This is a genomic window from Vibrio aquimaris (assembly GCF_009363415.1).
In the GTDB taxonomy this organism is placed as follows: domain Bacteria; phylum Pseudomonadota; class Gammaproteobacteria; order Enterobacterales; family Vibrionaceae; genus Vibrio; species Vibrio aquimaris.
The window spans coordinates 851,071-873,592 of record NZ_CP045351.1 but is presented as its reverse complement, the minus strand read 5'-3'; the positions used below and the strand labels follow the sequence as shown (position 1 = coordinate 873,592).

Sequence of the window (22,522 nt, the reverse complement as noted above, 5' to 3'; positions counted from 1 at the left end):
ATTCATTAGAAAGGACAAAAGGTTGTCTATTCGCGGTAGATAATAGACAAAAGATAAAAAGCAAATGTCATATAATTGTCAGCAAAATGTAGGAGATATGTCTGATATTCAACAACTAATCATCCTTAACCAAGCATAAAGTTCCAATCTAAGACAATAGTTTTTGGACACCTTGGGCAAACTTGGTGTCATTCAAGCAACCAACAAATTGTTTTATACCGCAACTTCATCAAGTGCTCGAAACACATTCTCGTCCAAATGTCCTTCATAGATTTGCTTACATACCTTTCTTCTCACAGCGAGCCCTGCTATCAAGCGTTCAATCGAAAGGTGCTTAACTTCATTTTGACTGTTATAAAGCTCAATAATCTTACTAAGTACCTCGTAGGATATTATCTCCTGACCTACACGCAGAAAATCAAGCTTCTCCATAAGCTCCTTACACTCCTCAAGGATAGAACTATAAGAATGTCCAGTCATAGCAGCTAAAGCTGTTACAGAGCGTTCTAGAGCTTCTGATGAGGTATATTTCGATAAAGTAATCGTTATCTCATCAGCATTAATCTCAACTAAGTGTTTACGTACCTTAACCCGACGGCCAAGTTTCCCTTTCGGTGAACGCTCTTTTCTTTGAATAGGCTCAAACTCACCATCAATAATTTGTGACATTTCGTCTAGCTGCTGTTTCGTCACCATCTCATTGCGCAGCGGATTTGGTAATGTTGGTGCCATATTGCGCTTACCTGCATTGGTGGTACGAGCTCTTGCATAGCGCAATACTTCCTCTGCATCACATTTTATGTCGACTTGGTAGTCTTTATTTTTAGAGCCTTGAACAACTGCAGAAATAGTTAAATGGTAGCCCCAAAGGTTGACGTTAAATGTCTCATCATCACTTGGTTGATCCTCTGATAGTTTTTTTAGCTCGCGGATCAGATCCATTGAAAAACGACGCCACTCTATGTTGCGAGCCAGTTTCTGGTTTAATGTGCTTAGCAACATCACATCGGTATGACGCCGTGACATGCGGCTACGGAAATAGCTATACAGTTGGAATACAAGTGTATGCTGTCTCAGGATTTCTGGGGGGAAGAGGAAAAAGTAGTCACGTGTTAACAATTCCTCATAAAATGAAGGTTCCCAAACTAGAATATACAAATTAGGTTTTATTCGGATTTCTCCATCTTCACCTTCTGTTGGAGCCTCTTCTGACGCGGTTATGGTTCTGGCCAAGAAACGAAAACGATCACTTTTAAAACCCTCAGGCATGTTCTCACTCAGCCATCTACCTGTTAATTCATGGAGTTGAAAATCTGTAAACTCGATTCTATCTATACTATCTCTTATTGAATCACGGGCAGGTCCACTGTCTTTTTTACCACGTAACGACAGAATATCAGTAATGTATAAAGGCGTTTTGTTTGGTGCATGTTTAGCATCAATATGATAGTCATGTTGATGATGTTCATGGTACTGAACCGTTAGAGTAAACAAAGCGAATAGCGTCATAAGATCATCAACCGTCATGATACTCTTGGATGATCGTGTCTCGATGACTGCTTTAGTGCCTGATATGGAAACTAAGCTTTTCTGATATTGCTTTCGAGTGCGTGGAGGAGCTAGAGCTTGATCAATGATCCCTGCCCAATTTGTCGGTGAAACAACAAATTGATCTGCTTCATCTTTCATCGCTGGTGGATTATTTAGCCCATGCTCATTAAGTAGCCTTTTGTTGACATGGGTTTGTGCTAACGCTTTAGAGCGTTTCTGTTTTTCGTTTTGCTTAACCGATTCTGTGACTAGGCTGGTCGCACCTAATACCGAAATTAATTGGTTAGGATTGACAAAACGATGCAACATGGTTTTTCCTGCCAACCCATGTTCAAACCGAACCGGAATTTGCTGGAATAAGCCAATATTTACAGCAGCTCGTAATCGTTGTTGTATTGCAGCTCTAGTAAGTTGCCCATCAGTTGCATCAATGAGTTCGGTAGTTGATACCAAGCCATCTTTACTCGTAAAGCCTTGAAGTGAAATTAGATTTAGTAACTCAACAATGCTTTTTGTGACACCTTTAAAGTGCTGATATTGTTCAATCCAACTAACAGCAGCTTCAGAAACTTCAAACATGTGGCCATCTTTATGGCTTCTGGGTGCTTTAATAAGGACTTTATCTTTTGAGGTCATGAATAGCTACCCGTATAACTTAGGCCGTAATTTAATTATTAATCCGGAAAGGATAGGGAAAAACACTTCATAAAGAAAGTAAAAGTTTGCTGAATGTTTTAGTTTGTTGCCAAGATCGAACAACTAGAAGGTAATTGGTTCAAGTTTCAGTTATGTAAACATCGAAATCAAATAAAATCAGTAGGGAAGCTTTTTGCCTGATCTTTATGGTTATAATGATCTAATATGATTATATGATCAATGATCCGGCCAGATAAATAAAAACAACTCATTGTTATATATGGATTATTTTTCTCAATCGTTTGAAAAGATGATCAAGTAAATCTAGAAAGCATGATCAATTAAAAATGGAAACATGATCAATCTTTCACGAAACCATGATCACTGCAGCTTCGTATTGATGATCAATAATTTAATGAAAGCATGATCATTGTCTATTCACCTGTTATCCACATCGATACCGATGTGAATACGTCTCTTTTTTATCATTATAACCGCATGTAGGCAAAATTTTCAGAACTATGATCATGGCTGGTTGCAGTAGTTTTGTTTTGGGATGCTGTTTTTAGGCGAAGCAAGCTTTGATTTTGCATTCGTATCCATAAAACCGTTTATACTCCATTTTCTGTATACTCGGAAACATGATCAAGAAAATAGCTGGTTTTAGCTATGATGTGTTCTTCGTTGTTCGAATTGATGCCATATCTTACTTTGTCGTATAAATCACTTGGTGAATCTACGTTTTTCCGTAATCTAGTAAGATATACTCATGCTTCCGTGGTTTGAATTTACTTGATCATCGATCCGTATAATGATCTAAATCAGAGGGGTATATAAGATTATTTTACAGGGAGATATTATCTCTTGATCATCGTTCCTAAGCTCTAGTTTGCTATAGGAAGCATGATCAAGATATTCCTCTTGATCACTGTTCCATTCATTTACGAGTAAGCCTCATTACAGGTGTATGCTGATGGTTTTTTCCTAAATGGCTTAAATTTCCTGTCCCTAATAAGTCAAAATTACAGAGGCCGTAAAGTATGGTTAAGTATCAATCGTTCCGAACACATTGTGATTTTATTTACATTGTAAATAAGTGACGTTGTAATATTTTAAATTAAATAAAATTCGTATGTTAGTTATCACTATATTTTCCGCTTCCATGACAGGTTTTTTACTTAAATCTATCTTGTTTCTAAAAATCATCCTATTAATGTGATTCTAATTCATAAATGTATGTTCAGCTTTTTGTTGTTATAGGTTTTTTTTGCTGTACAATTAATATCAGTGACTTAAAACGGAATGTGGCAATGAAAAGAGACCAAACAATTGAAAGTCTTGTTCAACTCGCAGAGCAAACGGCTCAGGTGCAAGCCGATCGAATTGAGATTGTTTTAGAGGAACGCAGCGATGAGTATTTTCCCCCAATGTCAAAAGCCCTTATGGAGACCCGCTCTGGACTGACTCGCAGAAAGTTAGACGAGGCTATTAGCAAGCTGGAAGCATCTGGACATCAGTTTACTAAGAATAATGCCAATCATTATTCTATTTCGTTGCAGGAAGCCCATATGTTGATGGATGCAGCTGGAGTTCCCAAATTTCATCAACAAAAGAATAATAATGACAACAAACCTTGGATTATAAATGTTCAAAATCAAAAAGGTGGCACTGGTAAGTCAATGACTGCCGTGCATCTTGCTGCTTGCTTAGCTTTAAATCTTGATAAACGTTATCGGATTTGTCTCATTGATTTAGATCCTCAAGGTTCGTTACGTTTGTTTCTCAATCCACAGATTAGTTTAACCGATCATGATAATATTTATTCGGCTGTGGATGTGATGCTAGATAATGTTCCAGAAGGCGTAAATATTGATAAAGAATTCCTACATAAAAATGTCTTGTTACCAACTCAGTATCCAAACCTCAAGACGGTGTCCGCCTTTCCTGAAGACGCTATGTTTAATGCTGAGGCTTGGCAGAACCTATCTAAAAATCAGTCTCTTGATATTGTTAAGCTGTTAAAAGAAAAATTAATCGATCAAATTTCTGACGATTTTGACATCATAATGATAGATACTGGTCCTCATGTTGATCCATTGGTTTGGAATGCCATGTATGCCTCTAACGGATTATTGATCCCTTGTGCGGCCAAGCGCCTAGATTGGGCATCTACGGTAAACTTCTTTCAGCATTTACCAACCGTGTATGAGATGTTTCCCCAAGATTGGCAAGGATTAGAGTTTGTTCGTTTAATGCCAACAATGTTTGAGGACGATAATAAAAAGCAGGTTGCAGTATTAACAGAGATGAATTATCTACTCGGAGATCAAGTGACTATGGCGACGATTCCTCGCAGTCGTGCATTTGAAACTTGTGCTGATACCTATAGTACGGTGTTTGATTTAACTACTGGGGACTTTGAGGGTGGCAAAAAGACCCTTGCCACAGCACAAGATGCGGTACAAAAGAGTGCTTTGGAGCTTGAACGAGTTCTTCACAGTAATTGGTCATCACTTAATCAGGGATAAGTAAACAATGGCAATAAAAACTTCAGACTTAAATGCAAGGTTATTTGGCAAAGCAGATAAGCGCCATGTTGCAACTACTCAAGAGGCCCAAAAAGCAGCTAAGGACCAAGTTCAGGTAATAGAATTAGCGGTTGCGGGTGAAGATCTTGTTACCTTTGAATTGCTGAAGGTTCCAGCTGACAAAATCGAACATGAAACATCAGTGTTTACTGATAACGCACGGGAACAGGCATTTCTTAATGAGCATGCGTTATCAGATATTCTGAGCACTCTTAAAGAGCGAGGCCAGCAATACCCAGCGGTTGGCCGAAAGAGTGCAGATGGAAAAATAGAAGTGTTGGATGGCAGTCGTCGACGTATGTCCTGTATCCTAGCCAACAAAGATTTTCTTATCTATGTTGCAGAAGACATTAACGGTGAGCATGCTAAGTTCTTGTCTGACGTTGCTAATGCTCATAAACCCTTATCTTTGTATGAAAAAGGGAAAGAAATGCGGGCTAAGCTCACTAGCGGTGAAGCAGATGATCAAAAAGCACTCGCAAAAATGTTTCAATGCAGTGAAGCTCTGGTTAGTGGTGCGTTGAAAGCAGCGGATCTACCTCTATCTTTACTTCAAGCGTATCCAAATGTCGCTGATCTTGGCCGTCCGACAATAGTCAAGCTGCATAAGCAGTTTAATGAGCTCAGTGAAGCTAACCGAACCCAACTGTTAGAAAGATGCCAGTCTTCAGAAGGCTACGTATGGCAGAGAAGTCAAGCGCAAGGAGTTGCTCGAATCACCAAGGAAGTTTCAGAAACCATAGAGCAGTGGATTAATGAACTAGCGCCTAAGAAAAATGCCGGTCATAGTAAAATTGAACTGATTAAAGGCAGAGCAAGCTATAATCGCAAAGGATCTGACTTGGCATTGAACCTCAAGAAGATAGATGATCACTTGATGCAAGAAATTCTTAACTTTCTCACTAATAAGTTAGATGGGTAACGTGTTTGCCAGTTTTGCATGTATACAAATTCTTTAACGAAAATACTTTAGTTTACCAAGCCGCCATGAGCGGCTTTTTTATCACTCTCATTTATTGAGTCAAGTTGTTATAATTCTTTTATTCTCAATGACTGATCTCTACCATGTTTGATTACTTTACCCGTCTTATTGAACTCGCTCGTCAAACTAATCATAGATATGGGTTAGTAATGTACGGGGACCATGAATGGACCTGCTCTACTGTAGATACTCTCAAAAGTTTCGTCTCCGATTCCGACATCGTTCAGCTAGGAGGGCCAGTAAGCGATGACCGAATTCGTCATATCTCTTATAAGCAAGGGAATACTTTGCTAGGGCAAGAATGTGAGTTATTGATTTGCGATCTTTCGGGGGGATTTGACGCAAATTCATTCTGTGCCGCTTTGGGGAGTGTGCGAGGAGGCGGTTTAGTCGTTATATTACCATGGTTAACTAACACTTCATCATTAGCACAGCAATGGCTACAAGATGCTTTTAAAAGGTTGATTCAACTCGAGCAATCTAAGCCCTTACCTAAGGTAAAAGAGACTAAGGTTCCATCATCGGCTCTGCTCGGTGATCAAGTAATAGCAATAGAGAAAATAAAAAAAGTTTCTACTGGGCATCGCAAGCGTCCACTCGTGATGACCGCTGATAGAGGCAGAGGAAAAAGCAGCGCATTAGGTATCGCATCGGCAGAGCTGATGAAGCAACGCCAGATGAAGATTCTTGTTACAGCCCCCAGTTTATCAACAGTACGGCCTGTTTTTGAACATGCCCAAAAGCGATTGTTAGACGCCCAAACAAAGAAAGGTAAGATTTGTTATTCGCATTCGTCTATTGAATTTATTGCTCCGGATGAGTTGCTTACTAGTCAACCTGAGTGCGATTTATTGCTTGTCGACGAAGCGTCAGCTATTCCTATTCCGATGCTGCAGAAAGTTGTGACTTTTTATCACCGTTGTGTTTTCTCTACCACAGTTCATGGTTATGAAGGCTGTGGAAGGGGCTTTACTGTGAAGTTTCAAGATTGGCTTGAGGATAAGAGGCCAAACACGTCTTTTTTCCATCTAAATCAACCTATTCGTTGGGCGAAGGATGACCCATTAGAAAACTGGTTATTTGATACTTTTTTGCTAGATGCTGAGCTTGCACCACTGAAATTAAACCGAGGTTCCGACATTAGGTTAGAAAAAGTTCTTAAGCAAAACTTGATCAAACAACCCTCTTTATTGCGAGCCAGTTTTGCACTTTTGGTGAATGCTCATTATCAAACAGCACCAAGTGATCTTATGTTATTGTTAGAAGAAGAGGCAATACAGTTATATATAGCCTTTTCTGAGGGAGCGTGTATTGGTTGTGTGATGACCATTGATGAAGGTGGGTTAGAGGACAGCTTGATTAAATCAATTCAACATGGCAAGCGACGTCCAAGAGGTCACTTGGTGCCAGTGACTTTGGCTAACCAACTTGGTATTTGTTACGCAGCACGTCAACATAGCACCCGTATAATGCGTATCGCAATACACCCAGATGCTCAAAGAATGGGGATTGGTACTGAGATACTTTCTCAGCTCACCAAACAATCAACCGCTGATTTTATGTCAACTAGCTTCGGTGCCACTGATGAACTGATTCGATTTTGGACTAAAGCGGGTTTTTCTCCTGTTAAACTGGGTACACAGAGAGATCAAGCAAGTGGTTGTCACTCTATTATCATGATCAAGGGAGAGGTTGATTGGTTAGAGAATGCCGTAAGTTGTCATCGACACACAATGATTTATTTATTGAGCAGCGTTTTTTCCGATATTGAAGTAGACATTATTCGTAGATTACTAGTGACGAACAACATTTCTACAGATAAAGCTGAACTTCCCGCAGTCGTTGATAACTACTCTATGGGAGGGGCAAGCTACGAAAGTGTTGTGCCATTTCTATCTGATTGGATATTGTCATCACCAATTCTCATCAAGGAATCATCGAATCTACTGGTACGTAAGGTTTTGCAGCAGCGAACGTGGAGACAATGCTGTGAAGAGTTTGTAGTATCAGGAAGGAAGCAGTTGGAGCAAAAAATCAGAGATGAGCTTAGAGCATTAATAAAATCCAATCAAGAGTAACAATGGTGTTTACAGTGTAAATATCCTCTTTATAAGCGGGCTCACTTTTTCTCGCACCTGTAAAACACTGTTGTATTTACATTGTAAACTCGCCATCGACTATTTTAACAACCATATTTTCTATTCCATTAGAAAAATATGGTTTTTTTTTGATAAAGACAATTCGTATAACGTATTGAAAATAAGATCATTCTATTAATCCTCTTATAATTTATGTGTGTTTATATTCATAATGGGGTTGAGTTTGGTTGGCTAATCCGCAATTCCTTTCTACACTCAGATTGAGGCGTATGCTTCAACCAACGGCTAGGAAATATTAAAAAATAAAAGGTAGAAACATGTATTGTTTACTTCCTGAGTCACTAGACATCTCGACAGTATTGGATGTGACGACTCAATATCAAACATGGTTTGCACAACAAGGCGCAGTAGAAGTGAGCGCTGAGAATGTGGTGCGCGTCGATGCTGCTGGCATCCAACTCCTTTCTTGTCTTTTTATTTCCGCAAAAAAAAATCGCCGAGAGATTTATCTTATTAAGCCGACACAGCTTCTAACCGAAAGTATACAAACCTTGGGACTGTGTGAGGTGTTTGATGGAATAGCGAAAGTCGGGGAGTAATCAATATGACTAAGATACTTGCAGTAGATGACTCTGTGTCAATACGTCAAATGGTTAGCCATACATTGCGTGATGCTGGCTACGAAGTTGAAACCGCTAATGATGGTCGAGATGCACTTACCAAGGTAGCCAGTCACAAGTTTGATGTCGTTATCTCTGATGTCAACATGCCCATAATGGGGGGCTTTGAGTTAGTTAAAGCACTGAGAGATAAGCCCCAATATAAATTCATACCCATTTTAATGCTCACTACCGAAACAAGTACTGAAAAAAAACAGCAGGGTAAGACTGCAGGTGCAACAGGCTGGTTGGTTAAGCCATTCAATCCTGAAACGCTATTAAAAACACTAAAACGCGTTATTTGATCACAAGATCTGCACTGAAAAACGTCATCAGGCAAAGGAAAAACTTATGGCTTTAGATATGGAACAACTACGCAAGATGTTTTACGAAGAGTGTCGTGAAAATCTTGAAGTATTAGAAGATGTGCTCCTCAATCTAGATGTAAGTTGTGTCGAAGATGAGTCAATTAATACTATATTTCGAGCAGCTCATTCGATTAAAGGTGGAGCGGCAACGTTTAATTTGCTCGATATTAGTGAATTTACGCATTCAGTCGAGGCCTATCTCGACTTAGTTCGTAACCACCAGAAAGAACTCACAGCGACCACTGTAGACTTGTTGCTTAAAAGTGGTGATTGTATTCATGCACTGCTCGAAGGTCATGAGCAAGGAAGTGATGTTGATACTGAGCTTAAAGATCATGTTAGTTCTCAACTCAGTGCTTTATTAGGTGAGTCACTTACTGAGGATACAGATTCCCCGTCGTCATTGGCACCAAATGATACAACATCGGGTGCTTGTGAACAATCCGATTGGCGGGTGAAGTTTGAGCCTCATGCTGAAATGTTTTTTAGTGGCAATGACCCGCTGAGAATATTGAGAGAGCTGAAAGAATTGCATGCATCCTGTGTGATTAGTGCCGATGCTAGCCAGTTACCCGATATCGAAGATATTGAAGCTGAACTTTGTTACTTAAAGTGGACAGCGCACCTTCCAGCTGAAGTGGCAGAGGATGATATTCGTGAGATTTTTGAGTGGGTTGAAGATGAATGTGACCTTGCTATTGAGAGAGTCTCTCCAACCCAGCATGAGAATAAGGAAGACGTTGAGCAATCCAATGATACTGATTCTGCAAGCATAGACGTGAACCCCTCGGCTCCTAGCCTAGTAAAATCAGACCCTAAAGCGTCTAAAGTCGCAAAGTCTGAATCCAGCGTGAGTTCGATACGAGTAGATATCGATAAGGTCGATAGCCTAATCAATCTCGTTGGAGAGCTGGTGATTACTCAGTCAATGCTTACAGAAATTGGTAACGATTTTGCCATCGATAAACTCGGGAAACTTAAAGCTGGATTAGCCCAACTACTTCAGAATAGTAAAGATCTACAAGAAAATGTCCTTAACATTCGCATGTTACCGATGAGCTTTGCATTTAGCAGATTTCCTCGATTAGTACGCGACTTATCCAGTCGACTCGATAAGCAGGTGGATTTACAAATCCAAGGAGAACAGACAGAGCTCGATAAAACAGTACTTGAACGTATTGTTGACCCGTTAGTTCACTTGGTTAGAAATGGGATTGATCATGGCATTGAACAGCCAGACGTTCGTTTAGAGCGAGGTAAACCCGCTCAAGGAGTGATCAAGTTAAACGCTTTTCATCAAGGAGGTTCCATTGTGATCGAGATTAAAGATGATGGTGCTGGGCTTGACTGTGAAAAGCTTTGGAATAAGGCGACTGAAAAAGGTGTGCTTGCGGCGGAGGCTCGCCGTGAAGATATGGCTGATAAGCAAATAATGAATTTAATCTTTGCGCCAGGCTTTTCAACCGCAGAGGAAGTTTCTGACATTTCTGGAAGAGGTGTGGGAATGGATGTTGTAAAGCGAAACATCGAAGAACTCGGCGGACATATTGAAGTTGAATCAGAAATTGACATAGGTAGCTGCTTTACCATTAGTTTGCCGCTTACTCTTGCAATACTTGATGGACAGCTGGTCAAAGTGGGGGGGGAAGTATATATCATCCCACTTTTGACAATCGTGGAATCAATTCAGATAGATACAACTTGTATTAAGTCGGCTTCTGGAGGAGTGGAGCTCTATCGATTACGTGAGGAAAACATCCCTATTTTGCGACTTCAAGAAGAGTTAGAAATGGGACAAAGTGGGTCTCTAGACGCGAGAATCCTTTGTTTTGTTGAAGCGGCAGGTAATCGAGTGGGACTATTGATTGATGAGCTCCTTGATCAACAGCAAGTGGTTATCAAGAGTTTAGAATCAAATTACAGCAAGGTTGCAGGTATTTCTGGCGCGACTATTTTGGGAGACGGTTCTGTTTCTTTAATTTTAGATATTCAAGGTTTAATTACACGTTTTCTCAACAGAGCTTCTGACTCTGCAAGCAAGGGCATTGCAGCTTAAGGAGGGAAAATGGAAACGGCTTTAACGGAACATGATGTCGCGTCAAAAACAGCACTGCCAATGCAAGGACAAGTCTCATCTGAGAGTGCTGAAGAACAGGGCGTCTCAGAAAGTGCGGACTTTTTAAGCTTTAAGCTAGATAGTGAATTATATGGTGTAGAAATCAATGATGTTGAAGAGATTCGTGTCTGGGAAAGACCAACCCCCATTCCGCATGCTCCTGAGTTTGTAAAAGGTGTGATCAATTTGCGTGGTATGATCGTTCCTGTCGTTGATTTAAGGTGTCGCTTTGGCGTAGGACGTAGTGAATACCTACCAAGCACAGTTGTTATCGTGCTTCGTCTTAAACTTGATGAAAGTGAACGTCTGATGGGCTTGGTCGTTGATGCAGTGAGTGATGTGGTTAGTCAAGGGCAAAACGAGTTGTATCCCAGTGTAGGGGAGTCGTTAGTGACGCCCTACTTACAAGGTTTATTGAATGTTGGTGATCAGGTGATGTCTCTACTCAATACCGAGGAGTTGCTAAATATTGAGCGTGTTCTGGGGAGGGAATCATGACGATGCCACAGGAATTTCTCAGCTTTATTTTGGGCGAAGATGAATATGGTGTCCCTATCCTTGATGTACGAGAAGTGAGAGGATGGGGAGCGGTCAGAGAGGTGCCTAATTCCCCCACTTATATGCTAGGAGTGTTGGAAATCCGAGGAGAATATGTCCCCATTGTTGATTTGCGGGCACGGTTTGGCTTACCACCAGCTGAAATTAGTGCAACAACAGTTGTGATCGTTCTCAATGATGCTCAGATGCATCCTTTAGGCATTATTGTTGATGGAGTCTCAGAAGTTTACCCATTAACAGATGAACAAATAAAACCAGCACCACATGTATCACGTTCGGTTGACCATAGCTATATCCGAGGTCTTGCTTCGGTAGAGAATGGTCATCTGATATTAATAAAACTAGAGGCTCTGTTCGATGTGGCAGAGTTGGCCGAACTCGAGCACAGAGATAAGAGTTTGGCTTAACAAGTCATACGAAACAATCAGGGAGAGGTGACTCATGGCATTTTGGAATCGTGAACCTAAATCAAACGCAGTTGAGCAATTTGAAATGGTTGCGTCAGATAGCTTAATGGAAATGGATACGCACGAACCTGAAGAACAAGGGCTATCTAAAGAACAGCTCTCTTCAGCACTTAACGCTGCGCAAACGGCGTTAATGATGATTGATAGAGATTTCAACATTACCTACGTAAACCAGAAATCCATTGATTTACTAAAAACTCATGAAGGTTTATTTCAGTCTATTTGGCCTAATTTTAGAGCCGATGAAGAGTTTCTGTTGGGGTACTGTATTGATGGCTTTCATGCTAACCCTGCCCACCAGCGTCAATTACTCTCCAATCCATCTAACCTCCCCTATACCACAACAATTACTGTGAAAGATGTACAGATTGAATTAAATGTCGGTGCGATTCTTGACAAGAATGGAAACTATGAAGGTAACACTTTGGAATGGTCTGATGTGACAGATGCGCTCAAACAGAAAGACGATATTGCCCGTTTGCGCGCCGCAGTAGATCAAGCTCAAACTGCAATGGTGATGATAGATAGAGATTTTAGCATTACCTATGTCAACCAATCGACCATAGAGTTATTTGGTAAACATGAAGCGGCACTGCGAACGGTTTGGTCAGGCTTTACAGCAACAGAGGAATGGTTAATGGGGCGCTGTATTGATGAGTTTCATAAAAATCCTGCTCACCAGAGGCAGATGCTATCAACCCCGAACAATCTCCCATATAAAACCGATATAGATATCGCAGATATAAAAATTGAGCTTAATGTTGCCGCTATTATGGATGCTAAAGGTAACTATATCGGCAACACACTAGAGTGGGAAGACGTGACAGAAAAACGAGCTAAAGACCAAGAAGTCGGTCGCTTGGCTTCTGCGGTAAAAGGCATGACAACCAATTTAATGATGGCAGATAAAGAAGGAATTATTCAATACCTTAACCCATCTTTGTCTAATTTACTTAAGTCTCGAGAAAGTGATTTACAAAAAGTCTTGCCAGGTTTTGATGCGAGCAATTTAGTCGGTAAGAGCATTGATGTATTCCATAAAAATCCGAGCCATCAAAGAAATATAATCAATAATCCAGAACGACTACCTTTCTCTTCAAATATTGCCGTTGGTGGGTTGGAATTTAACTTAACTTGTATTGCGATGCACGATACTCAGGGTAACTACATTGGACCAGCTCTCCAGTGGGAAGATATTACTGAGCAGCAGGATGGGCAGAGGCAGGTTGAGTCTTTAATTCAAAGAGCGATATCCGGAGAGTTAAATGAACGTATAGACACCACTGTATACAGTGGTTTTATGAAAGAATTGGGTGATGGCATCAATAGTTTGCTTGATACAATGGTGGAGCCAATCGGCCAATGTATTGACGTAATGAGTCGAGTGGCAGATGGTGACTTGAATACTAATATGTCTGAAAACAAGGGAGAGTTTGGCAGGCTGTCAGATGCGGTCAATACATCCATTGTTAACCTGCGGAATATGGTAGAAAAAATCACTCAATCATCTGCTCGTGTAGCAACCGCTTCTACAGAAATAGCTGAAGGAAATAACGACTTAAGTCAGCGTGTTGAAGCTCAGGCGTCGAATTTGGAAGAAACCGCGGCAAGTATGGAGGAAATGACGGCAACGGTTAGGCAAAATGCCGATAACGCCAAGGGCGCTAATACTCTCGCGGAAGATGCCACCAAAAAAGCCAGCAAAGGTGGAGATGTGGTTGGTCAAGCAGTATCGGCTATGTCTGAGATTAACAATGCGAGTAAGAAAATTGCCGACATCATTGGTGTTATTGATGAAATTGCTTTCCAGACAAACCTGTTGGCACTTAATGCTGCCGTTGAAGCTGCTCGAGCAGGAGAACAAGGACGTGGCTTTGCCGTTGTGGCTGGAGAGGTTCGTAATCTGGCGCAACGAAGTGCAGCGGCGGCCAAAGAGATTAAAGGTTTAATAAAAGACAGTGTTGAGAAAGTTGATGAGGGATCTAGGTTAGTTGATGAATCTGGAGATACACTTAATGAAATCGTCGAAGCTGTAGAAAAAGTAACTGAACTCATTGCTCAAATTGCTTCTTCTAGCCTAGAGCAATCGACCGGTATAGACGAAATCAATCGTGCTATCGCTACAATGGATGAAATGACCCAGCAAAATGCGTCCTTGGTTGAAGAGACATCAGCGGCTAGCCAATCACTTAAAGACGAAGGTAAACAGTTACTTCATCTAATGAACTTTTTCGCTACCGATGACAATGTAGCCACGTTTGAAACCAAAAGGCCCATTCCATCGGCTGCGAAGAATAATGTAAGAGAGATACGAACCCCAAAAGTTGCTAACTCCGGTTTTCAAGCCAGTGAGGAAGGGGACGAATGGGAAGAGTTTTAAGCCGTGAAGAAGGGGGTGTAGGTGGGACCGAGTTTGAACTGACAGATACTGATTTTAGGTTCATTCAATGGTTTATGCACAAGCATGCGGGCATTTATTTCTCTGATCGAAAGCGTACCATGGTCTATGGCCGAATTAGCCGCCAGCTTAGGCGGCTAGGGCTTCGTCGTTTCGCTGATTATAAGCTTCTCATTGAGCAAGATAGTGAAGAGCGGGTTGGTTTCATCAACTGCCTGACAACCAACAAAACACAATTTTTTCGTGAATATCATCATTTTGAGTTTCTCGAAAATGTCATGTTAAAAGAGTGGTCCAAGCAAGGCGTCAGTAACCTGAACTTCTGGTCGGCAGGGTGTTCTACAGGCGAGGAGCCGTATAGCTTTGTCGCATCGCTGTACTCTAAAGGAGCTTTTAGTACTTTCGAACAGATTCAGATCTACGCCACGGATCTGGATACCAAGGTTCTCTCACATGCTACCCATGGAATCTACAGCGATGATGCGATTTCTTCTATTCCTCCAAAATACTTGCAACCATGCTTTTTTAAAGGAAAAGGCAGTCAACTTGGCAACATAAAGGTTGCAAAAGGGCTACAGCAAAGTATCAACTTTCAACAGCTTAACTTGTTAGATGAATGGAACTGGCAGGAGCCCTTTGATCTTATTTCATGCAGAAATGTCATGATCTACTTCGATAAGCCAACTCAAGAAAAGCTAATAAAGCGTTTTTGCCAACAACTCAAACCTCATGGAATTCTGTTGCTCGGGCACTCTGAAAGTATTGGATCTTGTAGCGACCTCTTTAAACACCTTGGGAAAACTATTTACATAAAACAGTAGGTATGACTATGGTAGGAAAAAAAAACCTGAAGCCAGTGCACGACGATAGTCATTTCAATCGTTTTTATCATCCTCAGAAAGAAATGCACATAGTTAAGGTTTTCCCTGGTGGTCTTTACTGGAGTCAGCAAGACGATGAGTTGATCGCAACAGGACTGGGATCTTGTGTTGCTGTATGCATGTGGGATGAATTAATTGGCATTGGAGGAATGAATCACTTTTTACTCCCATTTTGTAGCCACTCTGAGATAAGTGCTTGGCGGCCAGGCGAGATTGTTTCCACGGCTTCTCGCTATGGTAGTCACGCGATGGAAATGTTGATTAATGCCATGATTTCTCATGGCGCTCGAAGGTCAGAGCTTAACATTAAACTTTTTGGTGGTGCGCAAATGATGGGTAAGCACTCGATGATAGGGGAAAAAAATATTGCCTTTATTTTGGATTATGTTCAGCGGGAAGGCCTTAAGGTCGTTGCTCAAGATCTCGGAGGATCAGAACCGAGAAGAATTATATTCAACCCTGTAAGTGGGAAAGTATGGCTAAAGCGATTACCTTACACTGAAGTACATCAGCTTCAGCTTCAAGAGGACAAATATGCCAGTAAGTTAGGTAGAGAAAGCCACCGCTTTCATGACGATGATGTGGAGCTATTCGGATGAAAAAAATTAAAGTTTTGATTATCGATGACTCACCTGTATTTAGAGCATTACTTGAGCAGTTGATTAGCTCTGACCCTATCCTTGAAGTGGTTGCATTGGCCGAAGACCCCTATCAGGCTCGAGATCTGATTAAACAACATAACCCTGATGTCATCACATTAGATATAGAAATGCCGAAAATGAACGGCGTCCAGTTTCTAAAGAATCTAATGCGATTGAGGCCTACGCCTGTGATCATGATCTCAACCTTAACCCAGCATGGTGCACAGCCTACCCTTATGGCCTTGGAACTAGGAGCGGTCGATTATTTTCCTAAACCGTCGGTTGACAACACGGCTGACATGCTGAATTACAAAGATCTGGTCAACGACAAAATAAAAATGGCGGCAGGGGCTAATGTAAAGCATGAGTATAGCCAAAATTCTTCACAGAAATCTTTAGCGTGTAAAGGCAAAACATCTATCGAGCTTATTGCTATTGGGGCTTCTACTGGTGGGACAGAAGCGGTCAGGCAAGTATTGTCTGCTTTACCTGCGGGGCTTCCACCTATCGTCATCACCCAACATATTAGTGCGATGTTTAGTGCCTCCTTTGCTCAAAGGCTGAATGAAAGCTGTGCGCTACAAGTTAAGGAATTGTCGACGAATAAAGCACCTTTGATTAATGGGTGTGCTTATGTTGCTCCAGGAGATAAACATCTTGTAGTGGTGAAGCAGGGAAGCCATTTATATTGCCAACTTGATGACAGACCTAGTGTGAATCGACACAAACCATCCGTTGATGTGATGTTTGATGCTGTGGCAGAAACGGTAGGAAAGAATGCTATTGGTGTGATACTTACCGGAATGGGACAGGATGGTGCACAAGGCATGCTTCGAATGAGGCAACAAGGTGCAAGGACTATTGCGCAAGATCAAGCATCTTCGGTGGTATGGGGAATGCCTAGAGTAGCTGTTGAAATAAATGCTGCCGAGGAAGTGAAGAGTCTTAAGCAAATCCCACAACAAATTTGTGATTGTTTAGACAGTCATCATTGAGCCAAAACGGCTAAGGCTAGGGATAGAATGAATAAAATAATTAAGGTTAATAAGAACCGCTATGGTATCGCAATAGGAATTCAACTCCTGCTATTGTCGATTGGTATGATGCTATCCTCTTCGTTAGCTCATGTTGCTGTTATGATTTTAGCAGCGGCAGTACCTTGGTTTGTTATCCCGCGAAAACAGGAATCTCAACCAGCGCAGCAGCCAAGTACTAAACCAGTCAAGGATGTACAAGCTGCGGCCAGAGATGTCAGTAAGCTCATTGAACAGATTTCACAACAGCTAAATGAGCCACTTGCTTTACAAAATAGTATTGTCTCTGAGTCCGTTGAAACCTTGAATGCGAGTTTTTTTGAACTGCAGAATTTAGCTGAGAGTCAAAATAATATTGCAGAGTCGCTCGTGCTAAAAACATTGGCAAATAAAAATGATGCGTACGACATCACTCAAGTTTTGCCGGAAACAGAAGCTATCGTTCGTCAGTTTGTCGATACACTCATCACTGTATCAGAGAAAAGTATCTCTGCTGTACACAGCATTCACGATATGTCAGATAAACTAAATACAGTCTTTAAGCTTCTTGCACAAGTTCGAGGGCTTTCTGAACAGACAAATTTACTGGCTTTGAACGCTGCGATTGAAGCAGCTAGAGCAGGAGATGCTGGCCGTGGCTTTGCCGTTGTAGCGCAGGAAGTCAGGAATCTATCTGTCAAAGCGGAAGAATTAAATAGTCAGATAGAGAAAGAGATTAATGTTGCGCAAAATACGGTCAGAGAAGCCAACAAAACGGTCGGTGAAATGGCATCTATTGATATGACTGAAGCGATAGAGTCTAAAGATAAAGTAGATGAGATGTTGCATGGTGTACAAAAAATGAATGCCATGGTCGAACAAGAAGTACGGAAAATCAAATCTATCGGTGTCACGCTACACAGTAAAGTAGGAGATGGCATCCGGGCGTTACAGTTTACCGACATCATCGTTCAGCAGGGTGATTACGCGAAGGGCAGCACAGCGTTTCTTGTCGAGCTAAAGAACACTTTCGAAGATTATGCAAGTGATAGAATTGATGGTGACGGTTTTAATAGAGCGATAAATGATCTTAAAGATAATGTTTGTCAGAGGAGTACGCCAGCTGCTTCACAAGCAAGTATAGAAGAAGGCGAAGTCGAATTTTTCTGAGTTTTGGTTGGATGAATAAGGCAAGGCGTCTAAGCCTTGCTGGCTTAATAAGGAGATACTATGTCTGTAGAGTCACAAATTGATCAGGGTGCAAAACATATCACGATTGTCATAGAAGGTGCTTTTGGCTTTAGTCTTGTTCAGGAGTTTCGTCGTTGCTATTCAGACAAAAAAGATTATCGCTATACCATTGATTTACGCAAGGTCGATTATATCGACAGTGCAGGTTTGGGTATGTTGCTGAATATGCACAACTATCTAGAGCAAGATGATGGAATGATCCGCATCACTAACACGCTTCCTCAAGTAAGAAAAATACTGTCTATTTCTCGTTTTGATAAAAAATTTGCCATCGAGTAGATGCTGAGGAGAGTGGTATGCATGTCATGATAGTGGATGATCACGCGACGAATAGAGAGTTGTGTCGGTTTATGTTGGGTGACATCACGGAAAAAGTAACGACTTTCGAGAACGGAGAAGGTGTCGTCAATGCAATGCGACAAATGCCACTCTTGCCTGATGTTATTCTTCTTGATGTTATGATGCCAATCAAAGATGGTTTTGTTACAGCAAAAGAAATTCGGGATGCGTTTCCTGGAAGGCATATGCCGATTATCTTCCTTACTGTTTTGGACGATCACGACTCATTTGAGCGGTGCTTGACTGTAGGTGATGATTTCATTCTCAAGCCAGTAGAACGAAGTGTACTGATTGCCAAAGTACAAGCCCACTATCGTATCGTGAAAATACATAACCAAGTAAGAGAGCAAAGAGATGAGCTGAGTCATTTCCATGAACAAGTACGTTATGATTATGCGATTGCAGAATCGATATTTTCTAATTTGATGGATGAAATGAGTTCCCAGCTTAAGAATATCTATGGGATAGATTATAAGTCTACGCCATCAACTGTTTTTAATGGAGATATGATTGTTGTTGCCAATCGCCCTCATGGTGGTGTCTATGTGATGATAGCAGATGCAACAGGCCATGGTCTTCCTGCTGCGATATCAGCCATACCTGCGACACGCGCTTTCTTTTCTATGGCTGCGAAAGGTTTGTCTCTTGGTGAAATTGTTCGCGAGCTAAATGATGTGCTAGTTAGATTCCTGCCCATGGGAATGATGCTAGCCGCCAGTGTGTTTGAAGTTAGAGCCAATGGTTTTGAGGTATCCTGGTGGGGCGGGGGATTGCCCGATGGCTATTTACTCGGCAAAGACGGTACTATTGTGCGCAAATTAGTATCAACCCATATGCCTCTTGGTGTCCTGAAAGAGCATGAGTTCGAAGCCGAACTATTGCATTACAAGCTGGAACCTGAGCAGCGGATTGTATGTTATACCGATGGTGTGGTTGAGGCTGAAAACAATGTGGGTGAGCAATTTGGCCAAGATAGACTGGAAGAAGCACTCAAATCGGGGCGGGCTATCATTCCTACTGTTTTTGAAGCGGTCAATAAATTCTCTTGTCGAAATGTGGGTGACGATCTCTCAATACTGTCGATGACTTTTCCGATTTCAAATGGTAACGATAGAGTTACCCAACAGAACAAGTGCGACCTTAGCCGGACCCAATCTCAGTCCACAATCAATTTTCCAGCGTCTGTCCTAAAGTCGGTATCCGTAATGAATGAAGTTCGACGTTTTATTACAGGAGTGATAGCAGGGCCACATCTGGATCTCATTTGCTCAGTCTTGTCTGAGCTATTTGCTAATGCGATTGAGCATGGCTTATTGAATATGGATTCTAAAATCAAAGAACAACCGGACGGCTTTTTTACGTTTTATCAACTGCGGGAACAAAAGCTTCAAGAATTGCCAGAGCAATACTGGGTGTCTCTATCTATCGATTATCAACCCGACGATACCAAAGTAGTAATGGCGCTTGAGCATAATGGCGAGGGCTTTGATCATTCTGTGCTAAAAAAGGACGACGATCAGTCTCTCACGCACGGTCGTGGCATTGTACTTGCCTCAGAATTATGTGATTCATTGGAATACTCAAAGCAAGGTAAATGTGTGACGGCTGTCTATCGTTTGGACTCTAAACATCACTTCCCGAGCTCTAATTAGTGATATTTACACTGTAAAAGCAGGTGGGTAGTGACCCAACCCTGACTTTGCTACAAATTAAATATTGTATTCCTTCCGGATTATATAAACTAAACTTAAAGGGATTAAAGCAAGCAGGCTGTAAATGTGGGAAAAGTTAGTCAGCTTATCTGAGGATAATCAACACATTATCGCTAAGTTACCGCAAGACATGGCTCTTGACGGGAAACTGAGTGATAAAGGTGTTGACGAAGCATTGAACGATATTGGCGCCAACGACTTTTGTTTGCTGACAGATGAAGTGAATCGTTTTGTCAATTGTGCGAATGAAGGGAAGAGCGAAGCGCTGATAGGGTTTCCTATTGCTGAAGTTAGGGATGCTGAGGTCGAGGTAGTGTTATCGGATCATGACATGCTCGCCAGTATGGTTGTGACTGGTGCATATCGTGGTGCTCCACTTAAAGGGCCTCAAATTGTACATGCCTTGGCTCGTGCTCATGTCACTAAGGGTATAAATAAGCTTGCACTAAAGAAAGTTTTAGTTATGAGTCACCAGCTAAAGCCCGGAGAAACCTTTACCCAGCCAGTTGCTAAAGGGAAAAATCCGGTACAAGGCCAAGATGCTAAGTTCATTCCTTTAGTCAAGGACGTTACCAAACAAGTGCTAGCGCCGACAAAAGATGAAAGTGGCAAAGTAGACATGTTAAACCTTGGTGAAACTGTTACGGTTGAAGCCGGGGCTCGTTTAATGAAACGTATCCCTGCAACTAAAGGTGTCCCGGGTATCACTGTCCAAGGAAAGTCTATTCCACCTAAGCCTGGTACTGATACTACCCTGAAAGTTTCAAAAGGTTCTGCAATTTCTCCAGATGACCCCAATCTACTTATTGCTGAAGTTTCTGGAATGCCTATCATCAAAGAGCGTTCTGTAGAGGTTGAAGACGCACTCTGCCTTCCTTCAATTGGGGTCGCTACTGGCCATATAAAATTCAAAGGTAACGTGATTATTACGGGAAATATTGAATCGGATATGGTGGTGCGTACAACAGGAAACCTTACTGTTGGTGGCTTTATTGAGTCAGCCGACGTGCAGGCGCAGGGGGATATTGAAGTTGCGAAAGGTATCATAGGGCACAATGTTTCAGAAGGTGAAGAGAAAAGCTGTAAGGTAAAATCTGGTGGATCAATTACAGCAAACTATGCGCAGTTTTCAGAGCTACAAGCTGGGGAAAATATCAACCTTTCTATTCATTGTATGAGTAATGAGCTTCGGTGTGGTAAGGACCTTACGGTTTCAGATGAAGCTGGAAAACAAGGTACACTTAGCGGTGGTAGTGCAAAAGTGGGTGGTAAAGTTATCTGCGTTAATTTAGGAGTTGAGGGCGATACTGCTACTCATGTTAATGCTTTTGCTCGTTATGCAAATTTTAAAGAGCGCCAACAAAAGTACAAAGATGAATACACCGCAGCTCAAGAAGCGACCATGAAAGTGGTTCGTAAAGAGCTTGAATTCAAGAAAACCCCCAAAGCTGAACGTACCGAAGAAGACGAAGCCAATCTTGCTAAAATGAAACAAGAGTCTAACGAAAGGTTAGAAAAAGCGAAAATGGCAAGAGATCGGCTAGAGATGGAACTAGAGGAAGCGCTAGAAGAAAATACTATAGAAGTTAAGAATAAAGTCTATACGCATGTTACGGTGCAATTTGGTGAAGAAAAAGTGATCACAAAACGCGTTCATGGTACCAGTACTTTTAGCTTTACTCAGTATGAGATTAAGTGCGCTTCTGCGATGGATGAAGAAGCGCTAGAACAAGAGTAAGTAAAACGCTATTAAGCTTGCCATCATAGCTATACCCAGGAGGCAAGTTTATTTTTTCATGCGCTATTATGCTAAAAGTCGTCGCCTGAGATAGGAACGACGAGGATGTCTACAGGGGAGCGATTGATAAGCTGTCGAGAGTAGGAAAGAATCTTACTCCAAAAATCTTGATGGTGTCCGCAAAGTAACAAATCAACACGATAGTTTTCTATTGTCTCCGAAAGTTTATTGGCTAAGTTACCAGTTCCGACCAGAAAATGTCGAATGGGAAAGTCTACCTTAGCTTCGAAGGACCTTAACTTTTTCATAGCAAGCTCATTTACAGGTCGCACATTGGTATCGGAATGGATATCAATAAGCTCTGGATAGATCTCTCCATGAGAGCCATCAAGGTGAATAAAAGAGATATCAGCGTTATGTTGCTTAGCCATAAAGATAGCCCTCTCTATCAGAATATTACTGTCATCAGATAGTTCTAAAGCAACCATAATGTGTTGATATTGCATAGCTATTTCCTTCTATTGT

The 22,522-nt window shown here is 41.4% G+C and carries 18 protein-coding genes; 16 read left to right on the top strand and 2 right to left on the bottom strand.

Annotated features, from left to right (window positions below):
* Positions 1–213: 213 nt before the first annotated feature.
* Positions 214–2,187, bottom strand: a complete 1,974-nt coding sequence (locus FIV01_RS18275; RefSeq protein ID WP_152432387.1) for a replication initiator protein RctB domain-containing protein — start codon at positions 2,185–2,187, stop codon at positions 214–216.
* 1,310 nt (positions 2,188–3,497) lie between these two features.
* On the opposite strand from FIV01_RS18275, the gene FIV01_RS18270 reads away from it, so the two are divergent.
* The 16 genes from FIV01_RS18270 to FIV01_RS18195 all read left to right on the top strand — a co-directional run bounded on the left by FIV01_RS18270 (position 3,498) and on the right by FIV01_RS18195 (position 21,997).
* Entirely contained in the window at positions 3,498–4,715 is a 1,218-nt protein-coding gene (locus tag FIV01_RS18270) for an AAA family ATPase (RefSeq protein WP_152432386.1), read from the top strand.
* Positions 4,716–4,722: 7 nt separating this feature from the next.
* Positions 4,723–5,697: a ParB/RepB/Spo0J family partition protein gene (locus FIV01_RS18265; protein WP_152432385.1), complete on the top strand. Its 975-nt coding sequence runs from the start codon at positions 4,723–4,725 to the stop codon at positions 5,695–5,697.
* A gap of 143 nt (positions 5,698–5,840) precedes the next feature.
* Positions 5,841–7,835 carry a tRNA(Met) cytidine acetyltransferase TmcA gene (locus tag FIV01_RS18260; RefSeq protein ID WP_172971874.1) on the top strand — a complete coding sequence of 665 codons (1,995 nt, stop codon included), beginning with the start codon at positions 5,841–5,843 and terminating at the stop codon, positions 7,833–7,835.
* 338 nt (positions 7,836–8,173) lie between these two features.
* Positions 8,174–8,455 carry an STAS domain-containing protein gene (locus FIV01_RS18255; protein WP_152432383.1) on the top strand — a complete coding sequence of 94 codons (282 nt, stop codon included), beginning with the start codon at positions 8,174–8,176 and terminating at the stop codon, positions 8,453–8,455.
* 5 nt (positions 8,456–8,460) lie between these two features.
* Positions 8,461–8,820 (top strand): response regulator, encoded by a 360-nt coding sequence (locus tag FIV01_RS18250; RefSeq protein WP_114785288.1) that lies wholly within the window; start codon positions 8,461–8,463, stop codon positions 8,818–8,820.
* Between the two features lie 46 nt (positions 8,821–8,866).
* Entirely contained in the window at positions 8,867–10,939 is a 2,073-nt protein-coding gene (locus FIV01_RS18245) for a chemotaxis protein CheA (protein ID WP_152432382.1), read from the top strand.
* A 60-nt stretch (positions 10,940–10,999) separates the two neighbouring features.
* On the top strand, positions 11,000–11,497 hold the full coding sequence (locus FIV01_RS18240; RefSeq protein WP_239171786.1) for a chemotaxis protein CheW: 498 nt from the start codon (positions 11,000–11,002) through the stop codon (positions 11,495–11,497).
* Positions 11,494–11,964: a chemotaxis protein CheW gene (locus FIV01_RS18235; protein ID WP_152432380.1), complete on the top strand. Its 471-nt coding sequence runs from the start codon at positions 11,494–11,496 to the stop codon at positions 11,962–11,964. The genes FIV01_RS18240 and FIV01_RS18235 overlap by 4 nt, the downstream gene beginning before the upstream one ends.
* A gap of 34 nt (positions 11,965–11,998) precedes the next feature.
* Complete coding sequence (gene aer2, locus FIV01_RS18230; protein WP_152432379.1) at positions 11,999–14,404, top strand: aerotaxis transducer Aer2; 2,406 nt, start codon at positions 11,999–12,001, stop codon at positions 14,402–14,404.
* Positions 14,389–15,243: a CheR family methyltransferase gene (locus FIV01_RS18225; protein WP_152432378.1), complete on the top strand. Its 855-nt coding sequence runs from the start codon at positions 14,389–14,391 to the stop codon at positions 15,241–15,243. The genes aer2 and FIV01_RS18225 overlap by 16 nt, the downstream gene beginning before the upstream one ends.
* A gap of 8 nt (positions 15,244–15,251) precedes the next feature.
* Entirely contained in the window at positions 15,252–15,902 is a 651-nt protein-coding gene (locus FIV01_RS18220) for a chemotaxis protein CheD (protein WP_152432377.1), read from the top strand.
* Complete coding sequence (locus tag FIV01_RS18215) at positions 15,899–16,939, top strand: protein-glutamate methylesterase/protein-glutamine glutaminase (protein ID WP_152432376.1); 1,041 nt, start codon at positions 15,899–15,901, stop codon at positions 16,937–16,939. Before FIV01_RS18220 ends, FIV01_RS18215 begins: the two co-directional genes overlap by 4 nt.
* Before the next feature lie 27 nt (positions 16,940–16,966).
* Complete coding sequence (locus FIV01_RS18210; protein ID WP_152432375.1) at positions 16,967–18,127, top strand: methyl-accepting chemotaxis protein; 1,161 nt, start codon at positions 16,967–16,969, stop codon at positions 18,125–18,127.
* Between the two features lie 60 nt (positions 18,128–18,187).
* Positions 18,188–18,487 (top strand): STAS domain-containing protein, encoded by a 300-nt coding sequence (locus tag FIV01_RS18205; protein ID WP_152432374.1) that lies wholly within the window; start codon positions 18,188–18,190, stop codon positions 18,485–18,487.
* 17 nt (positions 18,488–18,504) lie between these two features.
* On the top strand, positions 18,505–20,199 hold the full coding sequence (locus FIV01_RS18200) for an ATP-binding SpoIIE family protein phosphatase (RefSeq protein ID WP_152432373.1): 1,695 nt from the start codon (positions 18,505–18,507) through the stop codon (positions 20,197–20,199).
* A 124-nt stretch (positions 20,200–20,323) separates the two neighbouring features.
* Positions 20,324–21,997 carry a flagellar assembly protein A gene (locus FIV01_RS18195; RefSeq protein WP_152432372.1) on the top strand — a complete coding sequence of 558 codons (1,674 nt, stop codon included), beginning with the start codon at positions 20,324–20,326 and terminating at the stop codon, positions 21,995–21,997.
* 71 nt (positions 21,998–22,068) lie between these two features.
* Here FIV01_RS18195 and FIV01_RS18190 read toward each other — a convergent pair whose 3' ends face one another.
* Positions 22,069–22,503, bottom strand: coding sequence for a universal stress protein (locus FIV01_RS18190; RefSeq protein WP_152432371.1), 435 nt, complete (start codon positions 22,501–22,503; stop codon positions 22,069–22,071).
* Between the last annotated feature and the right edge of the window lie 19 nt (positions 22,504–22,522).